Below are 24,004 nucleotides of genomic sequence, written 5' to 3' on the forward strand. Positions count from 1 at the left end.
AAAGCTCCTTCCATTAAGAAAGGAGCTCAAAGGCACGTGCTGGCCAATCGGTAATGATGACATCTACACCATAATCAATCATAGTTTGTAAATCTTTGTATTCGTTAATTGTATATGGACGGAAAACATATCCTTGCTCTTGTGCTAACTGCACAAATTCTTTCGTTAATAACTGGAAGTTTGGATGTAATCCACTTGCTTCTCTATGTTTTGCTTCGGAAATTGGATCAGTAAGTGGTGTATCATATAAAATTGCTCTTGGGATTTCAGGAGCAATTTCTGCTAATAATGAAACAGAGTCATGGTTAAATGATGAAAATACAATTTGATTAGAAAGATGATATTCACGCACAAGTGCAACAGCTTTTTCCTCAATATTTGGGTAATGAATAACATCTGTCTTTAATTCAATATTTAGTTGTAAGTTCGTTGTGGAAAGCCAAATGAAAACCTCACGCAACGTTGGGATTTTTGCTTCATGGAAAGAAGGGTCTTTATAGCTACCAGCGTCCAATAATTGTAGTTCCTCTACCGTTTTTTCAGAAACAAGTCCAACGCCATTTGTTGTACGATCGACGGTTTCATCGTGAATTACGACAAGTTCACCATCTTTTGATAAGTGGACATCGAGTTCAATTCCGTGAGCACCAATGCGTTCTGCTTCTTGGAAGGCAATCATCGTATTTTCGGGATGTGTTCCTTTTACTCCGCGGTGAGCGAAAATAAGTGGTTTACTCATGTGAAATTCTCCTTATTATCTCTTTTCTTTTATTATGAAACTGCTTTAGGGAAAATACAATTGAATATGACAAACATTTACAAAAGTCTAACAGTTGCAGGAAAGTTAACGTTAACGTAAAATGTAATAATCAAGTGAAGGGAGGAATAAACATGTATAAAATTGATGAAGTAACAAAGCAAGTCGGTTTAACAAAACGTACACTTCGTTATTATGAGGAAATTGGTTTAATTCATCCCCCAGAACGTAGTGAGGGAAATATCCGTCTGTATACGGATGAGGATATTGCCAGAATTAAAAGAATTGTAGAAGCGAAAGAAGTGCTAGGAATCACACTTCAAGAAATGCAGCATTTCTTATCACTAAAAGAAAGAATGGAGCAAAGAAGAAATAGCGAAAATCCTCGTGATCGTGAAGTGATTCAAGAAATTAAAGATATGCTTGAAAAACAAGTGCAAACGTTAGACGAAAAAATGGAGCAAATGCAACGTGTAAAGGCAGAACTAGAAGATAGTTTACATCGTGCAGTAACATTTTTAGAGAGCACAAAAGGAGAGTAATCAAAATGGAGAGCAAACAAAAACTAGGGAGATTGATTACAGTGGTGGCTACCTTCCTTGCCTTTTCGGGTATAGGAGTAGTCGACCCAATTTTGCCGATTATTGCAGAGAAAATTGGTGCATCGCATTGGCAAGTTGAAATGTTATTTACCGCTTATATTTTAACGATGGCAATTATGATGTTACCAGCTGGTATATTTGCATCGAGATTTGGTGATAAACGGATGATGACAATCGGTCTTGCGATTGTGACTGTATTTGCGTTTATATGTGGTATGTCACAAACGATTGCTCAATTATCTCTTTTCCGCGCTGGATGGGGATTAGGGAATGCGATGTTCTTCGCGACGGCGATGACTTTATTGATTGCATTAAGTAAAGAAGTTCATGAAGCAGTAGGATTATACGAAGCAGCTATCGGCTTAGGTATGGCTGGCGGACCGTTATTAGGCGGGATATTAGGTGGTCATTCTTGGCGTTATCCGTTTTTCGCGACGAGTATTTTAATTTTCTTAGCATTTATTTTAGTATTCTTTTTTGTAAAAGAACCAGAACGAAAAGTGAAGCGTAAGGCTGCTGGCGTAGGGGAATTACTTAACTTGGTGAAGTATAAACCATTTATGCAAGGTGCCATTTCAGGGATGCTATACTACTACGGATTTTTTGTCGTGTTAGCATATTCACCACTTATTATGCATTTATCAGCTATTCAATTAGGCTTTGTATTTTGCGGATGGGGACTCGCGTTAGCTTACGGTTCTGCAATTTTAGCACATAAGCTAGAAGGGAAATATGAACCAAAAACATTATTGAAGGGTAGTTTACTCGTATTTGCGATTTTCTTAATTGCACTATTCTTTGTGAAAATTATGTGGTTACAAATTACTCTTATCGTTTTATCAGGATTGGCGTCTGGCTTAAACAATGCATTATACACAAGTTATGTAATGGATATTTCACCTTATGAAAGATCTGTTACGTCAGGTGTTTATAACTTTGTTCGTTGGTTAGGTGGTGCGATTGCTCCGATTTTATCAGGAATTATCGGTCATACTGTTTCACCACAAAGTCCGTTTTTAGTAGGTGGAATTGTGGTGTTAGTTGGTTGTATTATGATCCTAATTCCAATTCGTAAACCAGTAGAAATAGAGACAAAAGCCCTTTCTTAAGAAAGGGTTTTCTTTCCTTTTACGGTGCAAACCCTTTCCGCACATATGTTAGAACCCTCTGACTAAAATATATTTTCGGTATTTTTGTACTTTTAACTATACATTTTGGATGTTTTGTTTTATTTTTGTTAGGGGACATTAATGATGTCCCTATTATAAATTTGCATTGAAAGGCGTGATTGTACGATGGAACTATGGTTCACTGAAAAACAAACAAAACATTTTGGGATTACGGCGCGTATTAACCGCACATTACATACGGAGCAAACAGAATTCCAAAAACTTGATATGGTTGAAACGGAAGAGTTCGGAAACATGCTTATTTTAGATGGCATGGTTATGACAACAGAAAAGGACGAGTTCGTTTATCACGAAATGGTAGCGCACGTACCTTTATTTACACATCCAAACCCTGAAAACGTATTAGTTGTTGGTGGCGGTGATGGTGGTGTTATTCGTGAAGTGTTAAAACACCCAAGTGTAAAGAAAGCAACTCTTGTTGAAATCGATGGAAAAGTAATTGAGTACTCTAAACAATACTTACCATCAATTGCAGGCGCATTAGATAATGAGCGTGTAGAAGTAAAAGTAGGAGACGGTTTCCTACATATCGCAGAAAGCGAAAATGAATACGATGTAATTATGGTAGATTCTACTGAGCCAGTAGGACCAGCAGTAAACCTATTTACAAAAGGCTTCTACGCTGGAATTTCAAAAGCGTTAAAAGAAGATGGTATTTTCGTTGCACAAACGGACAACCCTTGGTTCACACCAGAGTTAATTACAACTGTGTTTAAAGACGTAAAAGAGATCTTCCCAATCACTCGTTTATACACAGCAAACATTCCAACTTACCCAAGTGGTCTTTGGACGTTCACAATTGGATCTAAAAAACATGATCCATTAGAAGTAAGTGAAGAGCGTTTCCACGAAATCGAAACGAAATACTACACAAAAGAATTACACAATGCAGCATTCGCATTACCGAAATTTGTTGGCGATTTAATTAAGTAAGAGAATTGTATCAAACAAATAAAGTGTAAGTAGCTCATTTAAGGTGTTTGTCCAGAAGACTTGAACATGCTAGCTACTTACACTTCTGTAAAGAAAATCGTCTTCTTGTTGTTAAAAAGAAGACCCGGTAAATCGAGAAAGAGGAGCAATTTGCTCCAAATTTGAGAAATAGTGAAAGGTTGGGATACCTTAAGTTCCACATAAGGAGGAAAAGAATATGCGTTTTGATGAAGCTTATTCAGGTAAAGTATTTATTAAAAGTCATCCAAGTTTTGAAGAGTCAAAGGTAGTTATTTATGGGATGCCTATGGATTGGACAGTAAGTTACCGTCCGGGATCTCGTTTTGGCCCTGCACGTATTCGTGAAGTATCAATCGGTCTTGAAGAATATAGTCCGTATTTAGATCGTGAACTAGAAGAGGTAAAATATTTTGATGCGGGTGATATCCCATTACCATTCGGAAACGCACAACGCAGCTTAGACATGATTGAAGAGTATGTATCAAAACTTTTAGATGCCGATAAGTTTCCACTAGGTCTCGGCGGTGAGCACCTAGTGTCTTGGCCAATTTTTAAGGCAATGGCAAAAAAATATCCGGATTTAGCAATCATCCACATGGATGCTCATACTGATTTACGTGAATCGTATGAAGGGGAGCCTTTATCCCACTCTACACCAATTCGTAAAGTGTGTGATTTAATTGGTCCGGAAAACGTATATTCTTTCGGAATTCGTTCTGGAATGAAGGAAGAATTTGAATGGGCGAAAGAAGTAGGTATGAACTTATACAAATTTGACGTATTAGAACCGTTAAAAGAAGTATTACCGAAACTTGCTGGCCGCCCAGTCTATGTCACAATCGACATTGATGTATTAGACCCAGCTCACGCTCCAGGAACAGGAACGTTAGAAGCTGGCGGTATCACATCTAAAGAATTATTAGATTCCATCGTAGCAATTGCAAATTCAAATATAAATGTAGTTGGAGCAGACTTGGTAGAAGTAGCTCCAGTCTACGACCATAGTGATCAAACACCAGTCGCAGCAAGCAAATTCGTGCGGGAAATGCTGCTCGGTTGGGTGAAATAAAAGTGAAGCCGACTGTTTAGGCTCGGTGGATAAGGTTCTTTCCTGCAAAAGGCGCTTTTTGCCTCGAAGGAAGAAGCGAAGCCACCGATCATTCTAGCCGCTGCAGCTAGATAAAGTAAAAGCCCTCTATATGATTAGAGGGCTCTTATTTTTTCGTTATGTGTCGGTAAGTCGATATATTAAAAAAATCGCTGATATAATTCGAGTTGCGCCGATATATTAAAAAAATCGCCGATATAATTCGAGTTGCGCTCATATATTAAAAAACCGCCGATATAATTTCATTTACCGTTACGCGATACAAAAAAGAGCTATTCCTAAACGATGGGAATAGCTCTTTTTCTTATGCAACCTTCTCTTCCGAAGTAACTCCGCGAATTTCATCAGCAGAGCGGATCGGATATTTACGGAACACAATAGATCCGATGTATCCGACAATAGTGGTAACGATCCCACATAATATAGCAGCAATTGTTACTTTTACAACGTCATTAAATCCGAATAAGACAAGAAGTCCTGGGATTGGTGATGCTGTTCCTGGTGCATTATTAACGAGCTGGAACAGAGAGGTAATAATACCAGCAAGTGCACCGCCAACGAAGTTTGTCGCATAAATTGGAATCGGATTTGCTGAAACAACATCGGCTTGTGTTAAAGGCTCGATTGCTACAGCAATTGTATCTTTCTTTGAACAAATTTTTAAGCGTTTAAAGAAAATAAAGTTCATTGGGGCTGAAGCTGCTACAGCCAGACTACCAATTGCCATTGGTAAACCTGTTAATCCAAGCATTGCAGTTAGTGCCATAGAACTCAGTGGAGAGGTAGAAATAACTGTTATTAATCCACCAAGCATAATACCCATAATGATAGGACTTTCTGTAGTTGCAACTGAAATCATAGAACCGATTTTACCAAGTGTGGCGTTAACGAGCGGATCCATAAGCATTGCCATTCCGCGTGAGATTGGTGCAGCGATAAATAGGATTGCTAAAAATTCCACACCAGCTGGTAATTTCTTTTCGAGAAATTTCACGACGAAGGCACAAACGTATCCAGCGAAAAATCCTGGTAAAATACCAAATCCACTAGTAGCGATACCAATTAAAACAGCATATACGGGGGAAACACCGATTGCTAATGCGACTAAAATCGCTGCTGCGACACCGCTCATACTACCGGAAGCTTCTCCTACTGATTGTAAAAAGTCATTATGAAACATTTCTCCACCTATATAACGGTGAAATGCTTCAATAAGAAAACTTGCAATTGCTGCATTAGCTAAAGCGCCCATCGCCTTCATTCCGTAAGGCGCACGGTAACTGAAAAGTGTAAATAGACAAAGTACAACAAGTAATAGTGCTAAACCTTGCAAGATAGCCATTTGAAAACTGTCTCCTTTGATTTTTGTAATAAAAATTCGTATCATTCAATAATAATATAAAAGTGTATGAAACGGAAAAATTTTTTCTTGGGAACTGGTTGTAAGAAAAAATCCCTTACAATAATGTAAGGAAAGTGTAAGACTTTTAGATAGAGTATAGTATGCTCTTTTCCGTATAATACAAGTATAGATATAATACTAGCGAGAAAGAAGTGCAAACAGGAGGTTCATGTATGAAATTGGTAATTAAAGTTTTAGCTGTATTCGCCATTATTCTAGGTGGAACAGCGTATTATTTGAACACAAAAACAGAAGGTGTACATGCTTTTGTAGACAACTTCTTTTCAAATAAAGAAATACAAGATTATTATGCGGTTATAGATAAAGGTGAGAAAAAAGACGGAGAATACTTGTATACTTTTAAAGGGTATACAGAAGATGGAAAGTTACAGGTTATTAAAAGAATGATGAACCGTGAATTGCATACGGGGGCGTTTATAAAAATTTATGCAAAAGGTATGCAAGGAAAAGGATGGGCTGAAATCCCGAAAGAATCCATTCCGCAAAAAGCGTTGGAAAAAATAGAAAAACCATAAAAGGAGCGACTCATTCGCTCCTTTTTTAGTACGTTAAAATAGTGATAGATGTCTTCTCTTTGTGAGAAATAATTTTTGCATGTCCACCAATTGGAAAAGTGAAAATCGGGGTTGTATGCCCGAAACTTGCGTTTGCAATGATAGGGATATGTGCAAGTTCAGGTTTTGAAGCAATCATTTCTTGAATGTCTTCTATCGTACATTCTGCACCTTTTTGCATCTTTCCTATAACGATTCCCTTTATGTGTTCAAAACCTTGCTGCTGCATAAGGGAATGTAAATAACGATCAAAAGTTTTAAGAGTAGATGTTCCAGTTAAACTATCTTCTTCAATAAATAAAATTTTCTCCTTTAAATTTGGCATATATGGTGTACCTTGCAGTAAGTTAAATGTGCTCATATTGCCACCGATAATATCTCCCGTAGCTTCTCCTTCTTGAATTGAAACATATCCTTCATTTTTAATAAATTCTCGATTTTCCTGATCTATATACCAAGAATCATCGCTCCATGTTTCAGATGGAAGGACTTCAATAGGCTCATTAGAAGTTAAGCACTTTAAAAAGTAATCGGTTGTATACCCGAGCCCTTTCTCCATTCCAAACGAAGAGAAATGGGGTCCTGAATATGTAACAAGCCCTGTTTTTGCGTAAATTGCATTATTTAAGGCAGTAATATCAGAATAACCACAGAAAAATTTCGGGTTTTCACGAATTAAATCATAATCGAGATGTTTCAATAAACCATTTGAGTTGTATCCGCCAAGTGTAGTTAAAATAGCTTTTACATTAGAGTCTCGAAATGCTTCATGGAGGTCTTGAATGCGGGAAGAAATAGAGGAGGAAGCAAATCGATCTATCTCATCAGCATATTTTGAGAATGTAACTTGAAAGCCCATGTCAGTTAATCTTTTTATAGCAAGTTTTCTATTTTCATTTGAGACAATACTTAAACTACACGATGGTGAAATCACTCGTATTTCAGCACCCTTTTTTAACTTTGTTGGTATCACTACATTCACCTCTTTAATTGAAAGAATATTTAGATTTAAAAAATATTTTATCATATGAAATAAAGTAGAAGTGAATTATTTTTTGAAATGGAGTTTTCCTGATTTTTCAGCAGACAGACAGAGTCTTTTTTTGATATGATAGGAAAAGTGATTTATTATAAGTAGTATTTAATATCTATAACATTTGAAAGGTGTGCAAGACGTGGAGAAACAACTTGCAGGCTTGCCGGTACACGTTCATTTCGTAACAGAAATCCGTGAAGGGGCGAGGAAGGAAACCGTTGCTTTTGAAGCAAATGGTCAATACTATGTAAAAGGTCAAGGTACATATGTAACATTCCAGGAGCCGAACGAACAAGGCGAAGTGAAAACAATTATTAAAATTCAAGATGAACAAGTTCTCATTATGCGTTCAGGTGCTGTTTCTATGCGTCAGACGCATGTGAAAGGTGAATGGACAACTGGTACGTATACGAGTGAACTTGGTACGTTTGCATTGCAAACAAAGACTGATAACGTTCTTTTTAAATGGTCGGATGAAAAGAAAAAAGGACAACTCTTCTTAACGTACGCATTGCTTCTAAGTGAACAAGAAGCTGGCAGATATACTATTACAATTAATTTGAAGGAGGCAAAATAATGAATTCCTTAGAACAGGTAAAAGGATTGATTAAAGAAGAAATTCAGGCTGCTGTATTAAAGGCAGAATTAGCGACAGAAGAACAGATTCCAAACGTTGTATTAGAATCTCCAAAAGATAAAACAAATGGTGACTTCTCTACAAATATGGCAATGCAACTTGCACGCGTTGCGAAAAAAGCACCTCGTATGATTGCAGAAGAACTAGTTGCAAACTTCGATAAAGCAAAAGCTTCTATTGAAAAAATCGAAATCGCTGGTCCTGGTTTTATTAACTTCTATATGGATAATAGCTACTTAACAGATTTAATTCCAACAATCGTAAACGCTGGTGAAGCTTACGGTGAAACGAATACTGGTAAAGGTGAAAAAGTACAAGTTGAGTTCGTATCTGCGAATCCAACAGGTGACCTTCACTTAGGACATGCACGTGGTGCGGCAGTAGGTGACACTTTATGTAACCTATTAGCAAAAGCAGGCTATGATGTATCTCGTGAGTACTACATTAATGACGCTGGTAACCAAATTCATAACTTAGCTCTTTCTGTTGAAGCTCGTTACATGCAAGCTTTAGGCTTAGAAAAAGAAATGCCAGAAGACGGATACCATGGTGCGGATATCATTGGAATTGGTAAACGTTTAGCAGAAGAATTCGGTGATCGTTATGCGAAAGCTGATGAAAAAGAAAGCTATGAATTCTACCGTGAGTACGGTTTAAAATATGAATTAGCAAAACTTCAAAAAGACTTAGAAAGCTTCCGCGTTAAATTTGATGTATGGTTCTCAGAAACATCATTATACAAAAACGGGAAAATTGATCAAGCACTTGCTGTATTAAAAGAGCGCGACGAGATCTTTGAAGAAGACGGTGCAACTTGGTTCCGTTCAATGACTTACGGTGACGATAAAAACCGTGTATTAATTAAAAATGACGGTTCTTACACATACTTAACGCCAGATATCGCGTATCATCGTGATAAATTAGAGCGTGGTTTCGATAAGTTAATTAACATTTGGGGTGCTGACCATCACGGTTATATTCCACGTATGAAAGCTGCTATTCAAGCACTTGGTTACGATAAAGACACGCTTGAAGTAGAAATCATCCAAATGGTACAACTGTATCAAAATGGTGAAAAAATGAAAATGAGTAAGCGTACGGGTAAAGCAGTTACACTTCGTGAGCTTATGGAAGAAGTAGGCGTGGACGCAATGCGTTACTTCTTCGCAATGCGTAGCGGTGACTCTCATTTAGACTTCGATATGGACTTAGCTGTATCAAAATCTAATGAAAACCCAGTATACTATGCACAATACGCTCACGCTCGCGTATGCAGCATCCTTCGCCAAGGTGAAGAATTAGGATTAGCTACAGGCGGAGATGTGAACTACAAACTTGTTACTTCTGAAAAAGAAGTAGAGTTACTGAAAAAACTTGGTGAATTCCCAGCGGTAGTTGCGGATGCAGCACAAAAACGTCTACCACACCGTATTACAAACTATGCATTTGAATTAGCAGCAACATTACACAGCTTCTACAATGCAGAAAAAGTATTAAACCAAGATAATTTAGAATTAAGTAAAGCTCGTTACGAGTTAATGAAAGCAGTACGCACTACACTTCAAAATGCATTAGCAATCGTAGGAGTATCTGCACCAGAAAAAATGTAATAAAGAAAAGCGGAAGCGGCTCGTTTAGAATAGGAGGGGGATGGAGCTCCTGACAGAGAGGCGTACTTTGCCTCGGAGGAAGGCGCGAAGCCACCGAGTATTCTAGCCGCTGAAGCTGGACAATAAAGAAAAGCGGAAGCGGACTTTCGTTTTTAAATAAAAGGCAATCACACGATGTTGTGATTGCCTTTTTATGTGGAGATAATAAAAAAATAAAATTTTATCAAACAAAAAGGGAATTTGCGTCGTCTTATATAAATGACAGGAGGCTTATGATGGAAGAAAAGGTAGAAGAATTAATTGATATATATAAGAAGCAAATATATTCCTTATGCTATAAGTTAGCAAAGACGAAAGAAGACGCGGAAGATATTTTTCAAGAGACATGGATAAAAGTTTTTTCATCGCGGCACCAACTTTCTTACGTGGAGAATTATAAAAAATGGATTACTACAATTTGTGTTCGTACGTTTTATGATTTTTATCGTAAGAAAAAAAGGTGGAAAGATCGAATATTGGATTTGTTTCATAAAGAGGATAGTGGAGAAATAGATTTCGCAGATGATGTGAATATATCAGAAGAATTTATTCAAAAAGTGGAAGCGGAAATGATACGGGAATTTATACAGCTATTGAATGAAAAATATAAAACCGTGCTCGTACTCTACTATTATGAACAATACTCTTATAAAGAAATGAGCGAAATATTAAATACACCGATTGGTACGGTAAAGTATCGGCTTAATTATGGGAAAAAGAAAATGCGAGAACATTTGGAGGGGTTCGTTCATGAAGGAAGATAAATTTGAACAGAAAATAAAGAGCAGTTTAGCAGAAGAGATAACTCCAAGCGAAGAGCTAATAAATAACACGAAGCAGGGCGTGCGAAAGGCTCAGAAGTTAGAGAGGAAATGGATGATTTGTATTCACACCATTTGGATTGTTTTGTTAACAATTGTTATAGAACAATTTGTCACTCATTTGGATTATAAAATTCCTATGTTAATAGCCATTGTGATTATGATGCATGTATACATTCCGATATATGTTGTAATACAGTCATTTTTAAAGAAGGAGTATAAATTACATGAAAGAGTTCGCTAATCCGTTTGTACTATTTGAAGTAGCTGGAGTGACGATGTTTTTAGCTTTTATAGCACTTTTAATATGTGTTGCATCATGGGTATATACAGATGCTAAAGCACATCAAATGAGTAAAGGATGGAGTGTCTTAGCGGTTATATTTCCATTTTTTATCGGTTTTTTGTTATATATGGTAAGAAGAAGTAAAAAGAAAGTTGAAGGAGAATATAAGATGAACTTCGTTAAAAAACAGAAAGTAACATTAGTTGCGATATTGGCAAGTACAATGTTTGTATTACTTAGTGGTTTTGCTTTTGCACAAACGTTAAATGACGCGTGGAAAGCAGGAGATATATATTTAGAAAATGAGAAGCAAGGGGAGACAAGTTACGAGGCGAAATTCTCATCATGGGATATTGCCGGTAAAGATATTGAACTTCAGTATGAGAAGGACACAGAAGTGACATTTTCTTATGAGACAGATGCAAAACGAGGGAACTTATGCTTTAGCGTGTATGAAAGACGAGGAGAAGGTATAAAAGAGTTAAAGGAAATCTGTGAATCGAAAAAAGGTAGTTTTACAGTTACTTTAAAAGCAAATGAAGAGTATGTATTGAATATAAGCGGATTAAAAGTGAAAGATGGATTCGTAAAAGTGAATTGGCAAGAGAAATAAAAGGGGCCCTATAAAGGACCTCTTTTTTATTGAATAGTATAAGTAACAGAAAAACTAACAGGACTATAGTAAACGTAAGGTGCATGAAATTGAACATACATATTTCCATCTGTTTTTGCAGTGAAAATTCGGCCGTAACCATCAGAATAACGTCCAATTAGGTTATGATTTGAGTCATAAACACTGTAACTAGGAGTTTTGCTGTTAGGATGAATTGTTAGTTCTTGTCCTTTTTGAAGGAAAATAGGTTCTTGTTCAGAACTACCTCCAGTTTGCAAAGAATAAAATTTTGTAAAGCTTTGTTCTTGAGCGGCAGCAGCGACTTTTGTTTCAGGAATAAACGCAGTAGCTCCAGTAATTCCTGCTAAAGTTAATGCACCTGCTAAAATCATTTTTTTCATAATAGAAAAAGCCTCCTTATTAGTTGTAATCGGTGTTGTTACAGTTAATATTGTATACGATAATGGGTAGGATAAAATATGCTTTTATGCATATATATTTTTTCTCAATAAAAGACCACCGATAAAATCAGTGGTCTTTTAAATGATTAAGCAGCTTTCTGTTCAGTTTGAGGAACAGGTTTTTGAAGCGAGTTATAAACTCCTGTTCCGATAACGTCTAATGCCATTCTCATTCGTTCAGGTGAAATGTTTTCTAATACGTTATCTTGAGGTGTATGGTATACCTTCTCAATATGATAGATTAATGGATTCCAACTATCGACACCCATCCAAATGAATAGAGCAGCAGGAATACCAGCTTCAGCAAATGGAACATGATCACTAGAACCGAATTTACCTTGTAGGACGAGGTCATTATTTAGTTGTTTACCTGCTTGCAAGGCAGCGTCTGTTACAAAGTTTGTAGAGCCATCAGGTGTCATAGCGTATAAATTCTTTGCTTTATCATAATTTGTTGCAACCATGTCGGCGTTAAAGACACCTAAAATACGGTCGCGTTCTTTCTGGGATAGACTATTCACGTAATAATCCGAACCAAGTAATCCAGTTTCTTCAGAACCAAAGGTAATAAAGCGAATTTCTTTATCAGTTTCTACATTTTGAAAAGCACGAGCTAGTTCTAATACTAATCCAGTTCCAGAAGCATTATCATTTGCGCCAGGTGCTCCGACAACACTATCATAGTGCGAGCTTACAACGACTGCTTTCTCATTACCTGTACTCTTTTTTGGTTTCTTTTTGGCGATAACATTTAGAGATGTTAATTTAGATTCATGTCTCGCTTTTAGGGAAAGAATTGTTGTCCCTTTTTTAGCGATTTCTTCTTTAAATGCATTTCCTTGCGCATAAGCAAGACCAAAGACAGGGATAGACTGCTTTTTCGTTAGGCGGGGATTGAAGGTTTGTCCATAATTTCCGCGTCCGCCAATTAAACTGTATAAAAGAACACCTTTTGCACCTTTGCTAACAGCATTTTCAACTTGTTTATTATAGTCTGTAACTGTCGTTCCTCTTTCAAATAAAACAATTTTACCGTTTACTTCATTTGGAATATCTTCTAATTTTGTCCCACCTTGAACAAAGATAAGGGGAGCTGTAACAGCTTCTGTAGAAATGAGTGCATTAGGAGCAGCACCAGCTTGCCAATTACGTTTTGTTGATAGTGGTGATTCAATGAATCCAATGTATTGATCGGGCACCTGAAATGGTTGATATTCTACATCATAGCCCATTGATTTAAGATGCATACCAATGTAACGAGAAGCCCATTCTTCGGATTTTGTTCCACCGGGGCGAGGACCAATTGTTTCAGATAAGAAACGAACATGTTCAATCGCGCGGTTTGGATCAATCTGTTTTGTAATAGATGGAGTTTGTGTAACCTCTGACGTGGAATCCGCTTTTGCTTGCCCAATTGGAGCTAAGCTAACAGCGAGTGATACAGCAAGCAAAGAGCTTACTATTTTTTGTTTCAATGATTTTCTCATTTTTTCCTCTCCTATTCTTCTATTCTCTGTGACTGACAAAAGAAGACGGATAATGACTTTATTTTACCTTCGAGTCTTTTATTTTTCAATATTCTGACATTGAGAAATAAAAACAATATATGCATATTTGCATATTTTTGAGGAAGATATGTATGCTATCATTTTAAACGAAGGTTCGCTTTCTACTCTGAAAGCTCCTACATTGCATGAATCTAGTGTACCCAAACTTTAGATTATGTAGAGAAATGGAACCACTGTAGGGTTTCATTTCTCATGTTTGAATCAGTTGATGGTAATTATGTTTCCGCATTTCATAATTATTATCAGTGATATATGTAAGGCATCCATATGAAAATAAGAGGCTGTTCAAAGGTTTTCCGTACTTTTGGGCAGCCTCACCCCGTTAAAAGGACGATACTTTATGTATCGTCCTTTTTGTATAAAAAAACATCCAATCAATTGAGAGATTGATTGGATGTGAAAAAATTATTAATAATTTTTTTTGCGTTTTGTAGCCAAAATACTTAATAATCCAGCTAGTAGAAGAAGGATACCTACTGTTTGTGTAGGGTCTTCTTTATGACCTGTATTTGGAAGGTGTTTATCCGTATTTCGATCATCTTGCTGTTTGTTATCTGTTTTATTCGATGTTTCTTCGGAAGTTCCGTTTTCGTGTTTCTCAGATGTTTCATTGCCTTTGTTCTCTTCTTTATTTGGAGGAGTAACTGGCTTGTCATCTCCACCTGACGAAGATTCAATCTTTTTATTTGAAACTGTAATTTGTAGTGGTGTAGCTTGGGCTTTATCAATTGTAAAGTTTATTGGTGATGCATCTAATTGATAGCCTTTAGGAGCCTGTGTTTCTACTAATTGATAATTACCAGGTTTCAAATCATTTACGATTATTTTTCCGTGTTGGTCTGTTTTTAAACCTTCTCGGATGATTTTTCCATCTTGGTCTAAAATATTGAAAATGGCACCTTCAAGTGTTCCATGGTGATCAATATCAACTTTAGTTAACTCAATTGAACCTGTTGTTAAACTATTTAAAGCTGTAACAGAGGTAATCTGAGATTGTCCTTTCGTAATTGTGAAAGGAATTGGTTTAATGTTTAAATCATAGCCAGTTGGAGCTTTCGTTTCAATGAACTGATAATCTCCCGGACGTAAATCAGAAACAGAAATCTTCCCATCTTTATCAGTAGTTAAATCAGAACGAACATCCTTGCCGTCCAGATCTACAATTTTAAAGATTGCTCCTTCAAGAGTAGTACCATCGATGTCATCAACTTTAGTTAATTCAACTGCGCCTTTAGTTAAGCTGTTAGTAGCAGTAACAGAGGCGATTTTTTCTTGTCCTTTTTTAACTGTGAACTTAATAGGTGTTTTGTTTAAGTCATAGTGTTCAGGAGCTTTCGTTTCGATAAACTCATAGTCTCCTGGCGGTAATTCATCCACAACTAAACGGCCGTTTTTATCAGTAGTTAAATCGGTACGAACATCGTGTCCATCCTTATTAACAATTTTAAATACTGCACCTTCAAGTGTTGTGTTTTGCTTGGCATCATCAACTTTAATTAACTCAACACTACCTTCCGTTAAGCTATTAATAGCTGTAACGAAGACATGCTTTGTTTGACTTCTTTCGATTGTGAACTTAATTGGTTCTTCATTTAAGTCGTAATGTTTAGGAGCTTTTGTTTCAATAAATTGATAGTCTCCTGGTTGTAAGTCTTTAGCGATGATTTTTCCGTCTTTATTGGTAACTAAATTCGTACGAATGTCGTTACCGTTCAGATCAGTAATTTTAAATACCGCACCTTCTAGCATTTCTTTCTTATCTATAGAGTCAACTTTCGTTAATTCCACGCCACCTTTTGTTAGGCCATTCTTAGCAGTAACAGAAGCGTGAGTTAGTTGACTTCTTTCGATAGTGAAGCTAATAGGTGTTTTATTTAAATCGTAATCTTTCGGAGCTTTCGTTTCAATGAATTGATAGTCTCCTGGGCGTAAGTTCGTAGCAGTAATCTTACCATCTTTATCAGTAGTTAAATCAGTGCGAACAATTTTACCTTTCGCATCGATGATGTTAAACACTGCATCAGAAAGTTTTGTATCTGGATTTATATCATCCACTTTTACTAATTCTACAGCACCTTCAGTTAAGCTATTTGTAGCAGTAACTTGGAGTTTTTCTTTTTGGCTTTTCTTAATTGTAAACTTAATAGGTGTACTATCTAATTTATAGTGTTCAGGAGCTTTCGTTTCAACAAACTGATAGTCCCCAGGACGTAAATCAGAAACAGAAATTTTTCCGTGTACATCTGTTGTAAGCTCAGTACGAATGTCGTTACCATTCAGATCAGTAATTTTAAATACCGCATCTTTAAGAGCAGTACCATCTACATCATCCACTTTAGAAAGTTCCACAGCGCCTTTCGTTAAGCTATTTGTAGCTGTAACGGAGATAGGATCAACTTGGCTCTTTGTAATTGTGAATGGAATTGGCTCTTTGTTTAAATCGTAGTGTTTCGGAGCCGTTGTCTCGATGAATTGATAATCACCAGGACGTAGGTCAGAAACGCTAATTTTACCTTGTTGATTCGTAACAAGATTTTTGCGAATTACAGTACCATTCATATCCACAATTTTAAATACTGCGCCTTCAAGAGTAGTGCCATCGACGTCATCCACTTTAGAAAGTTCCACGCCGCCTTTTGTTAAACTATTTTTCATAGTAACGGTAGCAATATCTTTTTGGCTTTTTTCAATTGTAAATATAATTGGTTTTTTGTCTAAATCATAGTGTTCAGGAGCCGTTATTTCAACGAATTGGTACGTACCAGGACGTAAGTTTTCGATAACGATTTTACCTTCACTGTTTGTTTTTAAATCTGTTTTAAGTACTTTGCCATCTTGATCTAGTAAATTAAATACCGCATCGGCAAGTTTTGTTTGAGTGTTTAAATCATCAACTTTAAGTAATTCGATACTACCTTGTTTTAAGCTATTTGTAGCAGTTAAAGAAATAGCTTTCTTCTGTCCTTTTTCAATAGTGAATTTGATTGGTGTTTCATCTAAAACGTAATGCTTCGGAGCTTTCGTTTCGATAAATTGGTAATCACCAGGACGTAGGTCGTTAATTTCGATTATTCCTTGTTCATTTGTAACAAGGTCTTTATGAACTACATCACCATTCATATTAACAATTTTAAATACTGCATCTTTAAGAACAGTGCCATCAACATCATCAACTTTAGAAAGTTTAACTGCACCCTTTGTTAAAGCATTTGTAGCAGTGACATGAAGAGTTTCAGTTTGGCTCTTTTTAATTGTAAATACGATAGGTTTTTTATCTAAATCGTAATGTTCAGGAGCAATTGTTTCAACGAATTGATACGTACCAGGACGTAGGTTTTCAACAACAATTTTACCTTCATCATTTGTTTTTAAGCCTTCTTTAACTAGCTCTCCGTCTGCATCTAATAAATTAAATACGGCGTTAGCAAGTTTTGTATTTATATCAATATCGTCAATCTTTGTTAGTTCAACGCTACCGTTTTTCAAAGCATTTTTGCCTGTAACATTGATTTCTTTCGTTTGACTTCTTTCAATTGTAAATGGAATCGTTGTTTCATCTAATACATAGTGCTCAGGAGCTTTTGTTTCAATGAACTGATAGTCTCCAGGGCGTAAATCAGAAACAGAAATTTTACCGTTTTTATCTGTAACAAGATTCGTATGAACTTCCTTACCATTCATATCAACAATCTTAAAGATTGCACCTTCGAGCATCGTACGATCGATGTCGTCAATTTTTGTTAATGTTACTGCACCTTTCTTTAAACTGTTAGTAGCAGTAACAGTAATATTCTCTTTTTGACTTTTTTCGATAGTGAACGGAATAGGGTCTTTGCTTAAGGTATAGTCTTTTGGAGCTTTTACTTCAATAAATTGATAGTCTCCAGGACGTAGATCAGAAGCAGAAATTTTACCGTTTTTATCAGTCGTTAAATCTTTGCGAATTACCTTTTTAGTATCATGAGCGTCAACGATTATAAATTCTGCACCTTCAAGAATAGTGCCATCAACATCATCAACTTTTGTTAAAGTGACGCCACCTGTAAGTAAACTGTTTTTTACAGTAACAGGGATAGGAAGATCTTCCTTACTACCTTTTTTAATTGTGAACTTAATAGGTGTTTTGTCTAATTTATAATGTTCAGGGGCTTTTGTTTCGATAAATTGATAATCCCCTGGTGCTAAATCAGGAATAACTAATACTCCGTAATCATCTGTTGTTAAATCTTTCATAATTTCTTTGCCAGTTGCATCTTGCAATGTGAATACAGCGCCGGCAAGAGCTTTACTACTTTCCACATCATCTTCTTTAATAAGTTTAACTTTTCCTTTCGTTAAACTATTTTTAAATGTAAGTGGAAGGAGTTTTTGTTGTCCTTTTTCGATTGTAAATTCAATTGGTTCTACATTTACATCGTAATAAGTTGGAGCCTTTGTTTCGATAAGCTTATAGTTACCAGGACGTAAGTCATCTACAACTAGCATTCCTTTACTATTCGTAACAAGGTCCGTACGAACATCTTCATTAGTATCTCTATTAACGATTTTAAATACTGCACCTTCAAGTGTTTCTTTTTCATCTGCAGCATTCACTTTTGTTAACTCAATACCGCCTTTTGTTAAGCTGTTTTTAGCGGTAACAGTAGCCTGAGTTGTTTGACTTTCTGTAATCGTAAATTTAATTGGTTTTGTATTTTTGTCGTAATACTTCGGTGCTGTTACTTCGATAAATTTATAATCGCCAGGGCGTAAGCCAGTAGCGATAGCTTTACCATCCGCACCAGTTTTTACATTTTCGCGAATAACTTTCTTTTCATCATTTGCATCAACAATTTTAAATACAGCACCTTCAAGAGCTGTACCATCGATATCATCAACTTTTGTTAATTCAACATCTCCTGGTTTTAAAGCATTTTCAGCTTTCACAAGTAGAGTTTCTTTCTGACTTCTATCGATTGTAAATTCAATAGGTTCTGCTCGTAAAACGTAATGTTCAGGAGCAGCTATTTCAATAAATTTATACGTACCAGGACGTAGGTTACTAACTTTAACTTTACCGTGTTTATCAGTAGTTAAGTTAGTGTGAGGGGAAACGTCATTATTATTTGTATCGACAAGTTTGAATACAGCACCTTCTAGTGGTTTTTTCTCACCAAACTCATCAACTTTTAATAATTCAACCTCGCCCGTTTTTAAGCTGTTATTTGCCGTAACAGTAGCAAGAGCTTGTTGGCTTTTATCAATTGTAAACTCGATAGGGTTTGTACTTAACATATAATCCTTAGGAGCTTCTGTTTCGATAAATTTATAAGCACCAGGCTCTAAATCTTTAACGGTAACTTTTCCATCTGAACCTGTTTTTATATTTTCACGAATTACTTGTTTCTCGTCATTCGCATCGACAATTTTAAATACAGCACCTTCAAGGGCAGTGCCATCGACATCATCGACTTTCGTTAAAGTGACACCACCTTTAATGAGGTGATTTGTCGCTGTAACAGTAAGTGCTTTCTTTTGACTTTTTATAATTGTAAACTCAATTGGTTTTTTATCTATGTCGTAATCTTTAGGTGCTTTTTCTTCGACAAATTGATAGTCTCCAGGGCGTAAATCTTTTGCTTCGATTTGTCCTTGATCATTTGTCGTTAATTTTTCATATCCACGAATTACTTTGTTATATCGATCGCGTACACTGAACTCCGCACCTGCTAAAGTTTTTCCATCTTTATCGAATTTTGTTAAAATGGCCGATCCTGGAATCAAACTGTTTGTTGCAGTTCGGTTTATTACTGTTGTTTGATCTTCTTTGATTGTGAATTGTATAGGTGTACTGTCTAATTTATAATGCTCAGGAGCAGTTGTTTCTTGTAAGTAGTAAGTTCCTGGTTTTAAATTATCTACAGTAATTTGTCCTTGATTATTTGTTGTTAATTTTTCGTGTTCTGAAATTATTTTTTTGTCTTTATCAAGTAGTGTGAAAACGGCACCTTGCAGTGTGACATTTTTATTCAGGTCATCAGACTTTGTTAAAACTACTTTACCGACAAACTTCTTATTTGCAAGTTTATATGTTGTAGTCTCTTGTGTACCAAGTTCAACAATTTTCCCTTGTTTTAAATCCCAGCTAATTACATAGCCTTCAGGAGCCTTTGTTTCTTTTAATAAATATTTATCGCGTTTTAAATTATTAAATTTAGCGATACCGTCTTTGTCTGTTGTAATTTTACGGATAACAGTTTTACCTGTACGATCGTATAAAGTAAATTCTGCCCCAGCTAATAGTGCGTTCTTATTGTCGTTATCTACCTTTATAATTTCAAGGTTTCCACGGCCTTTAGTAGCAGATCCTCCGCCTGAACCAGAAGACATTCTCACTTCAATCGTTTCAGTAGTTTCTGTGTTTTTAACTGTCAACTTATTGCCTGTGATTTTCGCTTTATTACTTACTTTTTCTTTATCGTCTGCATTAATAAGTGAGCGATATTCTAAAATATAAGCTCGATCAATTTTTTTCAAGAAGGCAATTTCGAAATGTTGCTTTCCGGTATTATTGTCTGTTGTTATTTTGAGTTTATAGTCTGTTCCTTCTTTTAATTCGTTTACTGTATCTTTTGTTAAATTTCCATATGGATCAACAGTTGTAGGATATAAGTGGAATGAATCTTCCACAATTACCTGATTTTCGGTTGGATCATCTGTTACAACGGCATCTGCAATGGTTGATTGGCTTTCGTTAATTGCGATACTCCAATTAATATAGTTGTCGTCTTGCACAGCTTTTTTAGTAACGAAGCTGCCACCTTTATTTACTTGAGTGTCACCTGTAAGGGTGTTTACGATTTTAGAGCCATCTTTTAAATCTGCCTCGTTTTTGTAGGTGCCTTGGATAAGTTCACCATCAAGGCTTGTTTTAAAGATAATATAGTAAGGTGAATTAATTGATTGTTTGAAATGAACCTTTAGGGTGTTTTTATTTTTCTCTGTAGGTTCTTCAAGTTCATATTTCTCAGTTGGTACAGCATTACCAGGTTGTGCATTATCAGGATTTCCATTTAGAATCATATCGCGCACTTCAATGGATCCAGGCACTAATTTTTGTTTATCTTGTATTACGTCTATAACATAAGGATCTTTAATCTCAACATTATTATAGTTAAAGCCTATTATCCAAGTAATTTCCTTCGTTTGGGCGTTATAAGAACCGTATTTATAACCATTTGCCTTTGTGAAAGTATCAGGATCGAAATTAGCTTCAACTTTATTTGATTGTGGATTAGAATCCGTATCTATCCAAGAAAGGTTACCTGTATTTTTAAATGAAGTTTTACCACTTTCTAGCTTTGTATAATCAAAGTCTGTCGTATATTTTACGACTAATGTCTTTGTCATATTAGACTGATACGTACCTATAAGAGTAATTTTGAAGCCTTTATCTGTTACATCTAAAACATAGTCAGTCCCAGCTTGAAGGGTATAATTTCCGTCTTTAATTTCTAGTTTCTTATCTTTTAATTGTAATCCACCATGATCAAAGGTGTCCGTAATAATCGCGTTGCTTAATGGATAGTTGTTATTATTTACTATAATTGTCCAAGTTGTTGTTTTGTCTTTATAATTTGTTTCAGCTTTATTATTAGATTTAATAATATTTTGCTGCTTGAAGCTAGCTTCATTTTCTTTACTTGAATCATTATCAGCTGTAACTTTATTTTTTACTTTTCCATCTTCTATAACTTTATTAGTTGGCTTGGTTTTATAGGTAATCACATAAGCACTATTAATATCATCATTAAACTGTAAATCGAATCCATTCTTCTTGTTATTTACAGTGTAATTATTAACAGCGTCTCCTGTTACAAGCGTTCCTTTTTCATTATATGAAGCGTTTTTTACAACAATAGAATTTGCATCTAGTTCGTGTGTATCGTCAAAAATATCTTTTAAAATCGCATCAGCTTTTTTGATCTCTCTTTGATCACCATTGTAAGTAATTGTCCACTCAATTGTTTGCGTCTTTGGATCATATTTACTTGTTTTATTTAAGTGTGTACCACGAGAAACCGTTACAGTAGAACTTGCGTTTTGTTGCTTTTGATTATCACTCGTTATCGTAACGTTATTTCGGAAACTTTTAATATTTTCATCAGTAATTTTTGTGGCATATTCGATTTGATATGCTTTATTGATAGAATCTTTGAAAGCAATCTCCAATTTTGAGCCATCTGATGAAATAATATTGTAATCTGTTGGCTCAGCTTCTGCACCACGCGTTACATTCCCATTAACATCAACTTCTAAATAATAAACTTTAATAGAATCTTTATTTAAGCTTGTACCTTGTGGAATGTTATCTTTAAAAACAGCGTTTTTAAGGGGGTCTTTCGTTTTGTTCATCTCTACTTTCCAATTAATTTCATTTGTATTAATTGGTCTATCAGGTAAACCCTTTTTATTCGTAGCTGTTTGTACATTAGGCTTAAAGTCAACTGTAATAGAAACATCCTTATCTTTAATCGGGAAAGGAATTTCTTGTGTTGTTGTACCTTTAATTTCAGCTTTATTAAATTCTGTCTTTAATTGTAGGTTACCAGCAACATCTGGATGCTCTTCAACATAATCGTTGAATGTCATCGTGACTTTTCCATCTTTTGTAACAGTAAAATTACCAATTTGATGGTTTTCACTATCATATAAAGGACTGTTAATTGTATTGTAAATCTTAAAATGTTTAGGAAGATCAAAAATATAGTAATCTCCATTTTTCACATTCATTGATTTTAAAAGTTCCCATGTAAACTCAATATTGGCAGGGGAATCTGTACTTGGACGGTTATCCTCTGTAAATGGTTTTCCGTCTTTATCCGTCAACTTTACACTGGTTAAAATGTTTGTTGTTATTTGCTTTGGACCTGAATTTGTATTCTCAGCAGGGTCGCTTGCTAGCTTTTGTTCTGGATTGTCAGTAGCAATTTTAGCTGCTGGGTTTTGTTCCGGATTATCAGTGGCAGTTTTAGCTGCTGGGTTTTGTTCCGGATTATCGGTAACAGTTTTAGTTGTTGGGTTTTGTTCCGGATTATCAGTAACAGGTTTAGTTGTTGGGTTTTGTTCCGGATTATCAGTAACAGGTTTAGTTGCTGGATCTTGCTCCGGATTGTCAGTAACAGGTTTAGCTACTGGATCTTGCGCTTGTTTATTAGTATCCTGTTTGGTGCCATCTTCTTTAGAGTTTTCTACTTGAACAGGAACTGATATAGGCTGAACCATTGTTCCTAAAGGAAAAGCGATTTGAACTGATTTTTCTCCAGTTTTTAAAGTTGAGTTAAACACGGTATCAACTTTAATTTTTCCTTTAGCGTCTTTCAAATTTTCTACTTGATTATTAAATATTAATTTTAATTTATTATCTTTAGCTGTTATAAAATATTGACCAATATTTTTTTGATCTGTTACTAAATCTCCTTGCAAATCTTTAGATACTTTTAATGCAAGTGGTATTTGAACTACTGCTGTATCATTTGCGTGTGCAGCTTGTTGATCCTTTATTGACCAAGCGTATTCTACTTGAATGATTGATCCTATCTTTATTAAATTGTTAGGATTTTTTGCTTCGTCAATAATATGATTCGTTGCATCTTTCATTTCAACAGTGTCAAATAAGGAATCTCCTGTTAAGGTTTCCGCTTTTACTTGATTGTATGGAAAACTAGCAAGTTGCGAAAATAATACGAATACAATTAAACATACATTGAAAAGTTTTTTCATTTTTCCTCCTCTGAACATTCATTTGTCCATTGGGGACTTATTCCACATGAACAAATGGAATATTAAAAGTATTTGTTATAAGCTATTTATTTTTGCTATCCCTCCGTTTCTATACGCGTTCTCAGACAAACAGGATTATGTTCAAAGTAAAATTGTTTAACGTAAAACAAAATGTATATTTACACAGTTCTATGGAAATATACACAATTCGACAAAAAATGTCGAAAAAAATACTGATATAAAGAATGATATCAGACCTTTATATGTGAGATAGTTTTCATGTATATCTAGTAAAAAAGAATGGTTATAAAGGTAAGTTTTACGATACATACTAACCAATGTAGTGTATCCCTTTGTGAAGGCTTATTTTTGCCTTAAAGTTATGTGGAGATAAAAAGCTAGATAGGGTTGGTTTTGGTCAGAATGAAGACAATATGTACTTTGAAAATAGTCATTTATTTTGTCTAAAGAGAGTTGTGCGATTAGTGGACCGAAGTTGAAAGATGATAGTTTCTTACATTGTTAGAGGAATATAAGAATTACAGAATATTCGACTAACACGTTACTACGGTCATTTTTGAGA

16 protein-coding genes are annotated in these 24,004 nt (G+C 35.5%); 10 read left to right on the top strand and 6 right to left on the bottom strand.

Features of this window, described 5'->3' with window-relative positions:
• Positions 1–13: 13 nt before the first annotated feature.
• Positions 14–739: a glycerophosphodiester phosphodiesterase gene (locus ACTFO4_RS10630; RefSeq protein WP_000042779.1), complete on the bottom strand. Its 726-nt coding sequence runs from the start codon at positions 737–739 to the stop codon at positions 14–16.
• A 152-nt stretch (positions 740–891) separates the two neighbouring features.
• On the opposite strand from ACTFO4_RS10630, the gene ACTFO4_RS10635 reads away from it, so the two are divergent.
• From ACTFO4_RS10635 to speB, 4 genes are all read left to right on the top strand, one after another.
• Positions 892–1,299, top strand: coding sequence for a MerR family transcriptional regulator (locus tag ACTFO4_RS10635; protein WP_000276560.1), 408 nt, complete (start codon positions 892–894; stop codon positions 1,297–1,299).
• A 5-nt stretch (positions 1,300–1,304) separates the two neighbouring features.
• Entirely contained in the window at positions 1,305–2,468 is a 1,164-nt protein-coding gene (locus ACTFO4_RS10640) for an MFS transporter (RefSeq protein ID WP_000444228.1), read from the top strand.
• Between the two features lie 186 nt (positions 2,469–2,654).
• On the top strand, positions 2,655–3,482 hold the full coding sequence (gene speE / locus ACTFO4_RS10645; protein ID WP_000424696.1) for a polyamine aminopropyltransferase: 828 nt from the start codon (positions 2,655–2,657) through the stop codon (positions 3,480–3,482).
• Between the two features lie 217 nt (positions 3,483–3,699).
• Positions 3,700–4,572, top strand: a complete 873-nt coding sequence (gene speB, locus ACTFO4_RS10650; RefSeq protein ID WP_001209831.1) for an agmatinase — start codon at positions 3,700–3,702, stop codon at positions 4,570–4,572.
• Between the two features lie 343 nt (positions 4,573–4,915).
• On the opposite strand, the gene ACTFO4_RS10655 is transcribed toward speB, so the two are convergent.
• Positions 4,916–5,953, bottom strand: a complete 1,038-nt coding sequence (locus ACTFO4_RS10655; protein WP_000996319.1) for a PTS sugar transporter subunit IIC — start codon at positions 5,951–5,953, stop codon at positions 4,916–4,918.
• Between the two features lie 233 nt (positions 5,954–6,186).
• Here ACTFO4_RS10655 and ACTFO4_RS10660 point away from each other — a divergent pair, with 233 nt between their 5' ends.
• Positions 6,187–6,549 carry a YxeA family protein gene (locus tag ACTFO4_RS10660; RefSeq protein WP_000779921.1) on the top strand — a complete coding sequence of 121 codons (363 nt, stop codon included), beginning with the start codon at positions 6,187–6,189 and terminating at the stop codon, positions 6,547–6,549.
• 25 nt (positions 6,550–6,574) lie between these two features.
• Here ACTFO4_RS10660 and ACTFO4_RS10665 read toward each other — a convergent pair whose 3' ends face one another.
• Positions 6,575–7,615, bottom strand: a complete 1,041-nt coding sequence (locus tag ACTFO4_RS10665) for a S66 family peptidase (RefSeq protein WP_243820880.1) — start codon at positions 7,613–7,615, stop codon at positions 6,575–6,577.
• A gap of 148 nt (positions 7,616–7,763) precedes the next feature.
• On the opposite strand from ACTFO4_RS10665, the gene ACTFO4_RS10670 reads away from it, so the two are divergent.
• The 5 genes from ACTFO4_RS10670 (at position 7,764) to ACTFO4_RS10690 (ending at position 11,630) form a co-directional block, all read left to right on the top strand.
• On the top strand, positions 7,764–8,201 hold the full coding sequence (locus tag ACTFO4_RS10670; protein WP_000414867.1) for a DUF1934 domain-containing protein: 438 nt from the start codon (positions 7,764–7,766) through the stop codon (positions 8,199–8,201).
• Positions 8,201–9,871: an arginine--tRNA ligase gene (argS, locus tag ACTFO4_RS10675; protein WP_001086454.1), complete on the top strand. Its 1,671-nt coding sequence runs from the start codon at positions 8,201–8,203 to the stop codon at positions 9,869–9,871. The genes ACTFO4_RS10670 and argS overlap by 1 nt, the downstream gene beginning before the upstream one ends.
• A 275-nt stretch (positions 9,872–10,146) precedes the next feature.
• On the top strand, positions 10,147–10,674 hold the full coding sequence (locus tag ACTFO4_RS10680; protein WP_242259360.1) for an RNA polymerase sigma factor: 528 nt from the start codon (positions 10,147–10,149) through the stop codon (positions 10,672–10,674).
• Positions 10,661–10,975 carry a hypothetical protein gene (locus ACTFO4_RS10685; protein ID WP_000656685.1) on the top strand — a complete coding sequence of 105 codons (315 nt, stop codon included), beginning with the start codon at positions 10,661–10,663 and terminating at the stop codon, positions 10,973–10,975. Before ACTFO4_RS10680 ends, ACTFO4_RS10685 begins: the two co-directional genes overlap by 14 nt.
• Positions 10,959–11,630, top strand: a complete 672-nt coding sequence (locus ACTFO4_RS10690; protein WP_242259359.1) for an anti-sigma factor — start codon at positions 10,959–10,961, stop codon at positions 11,628–11,630. Before ACTFO4_RS10685 ends, ACTFO4_RS10690 begins: the two co-directional genes overlap by 17 nt.
• 26 nt (positions 11,631–11,656) lie before the next feature.
• Here ACTFO4_RS10690 and ACTFO4_RS10695 read toward each other — a convergent pair whose 3' ends face one another.
• The 3 genes from ACTFO4_RS10695 to ACTFO4_RS10705 form a co-directional block, all read right to left on the bottom strand.
• Complete coding sequence (locus tag ACTFO4_RS10695; protein WP_000738221.1) at positions 11,657–12,031, bottom strand: hypothetical protein; 375 nt, start codon at positions 12,029–12,031, stop codon at positions 11,657–11,659.
• A 146-nt stretch (positions 12,032–12,177) separates the two neighbouring features.
• The gene (locus ACTFO4_RS10700; RefSeq protein ID WP_440013638.1) at positions 12,178–13,578 is read right to left on the bottom strand and encodes a M28 family metallopeptidase; all 1,401 of its coding nucleotides are present in this window, start codon (positions 13,576–13,578) and stop codon (positions 12,178–12,180) included.
• Positions 13,579–14,067: 489 nt separating this feature from the next.
• Positions 14,068–23,421, bottom strand: coding sequence for a SpaA isopeptide-forming pilin-related protein (locus ACTFO4_RS10705; protein WP_440013640.1), 9,354 nt, complete (start codon positions 23,419–23,421; stop codon positions 14,068–14,070).
• Between the last annotated feature and the right edge of the window lie 583 nt (positions 23,422–24,004).

Source organism: Bacillus cereus group sp. MYBKT14-1 (assembly GCF_051915185.1).
In the GTDB taxonomy this organism is placed as follows: domain Bacteria; phylum Bacillota; class Bacilli; order Bacillales; family Bacillaceae_G; genus Bacillus_A; species Bacillus_A cereus.

Bases quoted from the DNA above. Each gene is read 5' to 3' on its own strand.
- ACTFO4_RS10630 (WP_000042779.1), bottom strand. From the start codon at position 739: ATGAGTAAACCACTTATTTTCGCTCACCGCGGAGTAAAAGGAACACAT.
- ACTFO4_RS10635 (WP_000276560.1), top strand. From the start codon at position 892: ATGTATAAAATTGATGAAGTAACAAAGCAAGTCGGTTTAACAAAACGT.
- ACTFO4_RS10640 (WP_000444228.1), top strand. From the start codon at position 1,305: ATGGAGAGCAAACAAAAACTAGGGAGATTGATTACAGTGGTGGCTACC.
- speE (WP_000424696.1), top strand. From the start codon at position 2,655: ATGGAACTATGGTTCACTGAAAAACAAACAAAACATTTTGGGATTACG.
- speB (WP_001209831.1), top strand. From the start codon at position 3,700: ATGCGTTTTGATGAAGCTTATTCAGGTAAAGTATTTATTAAAAGTCAT.
- ACTFO4_RS10655 (WP_000996319.1), bottom strand. From the start codon at position 5,953: ATGGCTATCTTGCAAGGTTTAGCACTATTACTTGTTGTACTTTGTCTA.
- ACTFO4_RS10660 (WP_000779921.1), top strand. From the start codon at position 6,187: ATGAAATTGGTAATTAAAGTTTTAGCTGTATTCGCCATTATTCTAGGT.
- ACTFO4_RS10665 (WP_243820880.1), bottom strand. From the start codon at position 7,615: ATGATAAAATATTTTTTAAATCTAAATATTCTTTCAATTAAAGAGGTG.
- argS (WP_001086454.1), top strand. From the start codon at position 8,201: ATGAATTCCTTAGAACAGGTAAAAGGATTGATTAAAGAAGAAATTCAG.
- ACTFO4_RS10680 (WP_242259360.1), top strand. From the start codon at position 10,147: ATGGAAGAAAAGGTAGAAGAATTAATTGATATATATAAGAAGCAAATA.
- ACTFO4_RS10685 (WP_000656685.1), top strand. From the start codon at position 10,661: ATGAAGGAAGATAAATTTGAACAGAAAATAAAGAGCAGTTTAGCAGAA.
- ACTFO4_RS10690 (WP_242259359.1), top strand. From the start codon at position 10,959: ATGAAAGAGTTCGCTAATCCGTTTGTACTATTTGAAGTAGCTGGAGTG.
- ACTFO4_RS10695 (WP_000738221.1), bottom strand. From the start codon at position 12,031: ATGAAAAAAATGATTTTAGCAGGTGCATTAACTTTAGCAGGAATTACT.
- ACTFO4_RS10700 (WP_440013638.1), bottom strand. From the start codon at position 13,578: ATGAGAAAATCATTGAAACAAAAAATAGTAAGCTCTTTGCTTGCTGTA.
- ACTFO4_RS10705 (WP_440013640.1), bottom strand. From the start codon at position 23,421: ATGAAAAAACTTTTCAATGTATGTTTAATTGTATTCGTATTATTTTCG.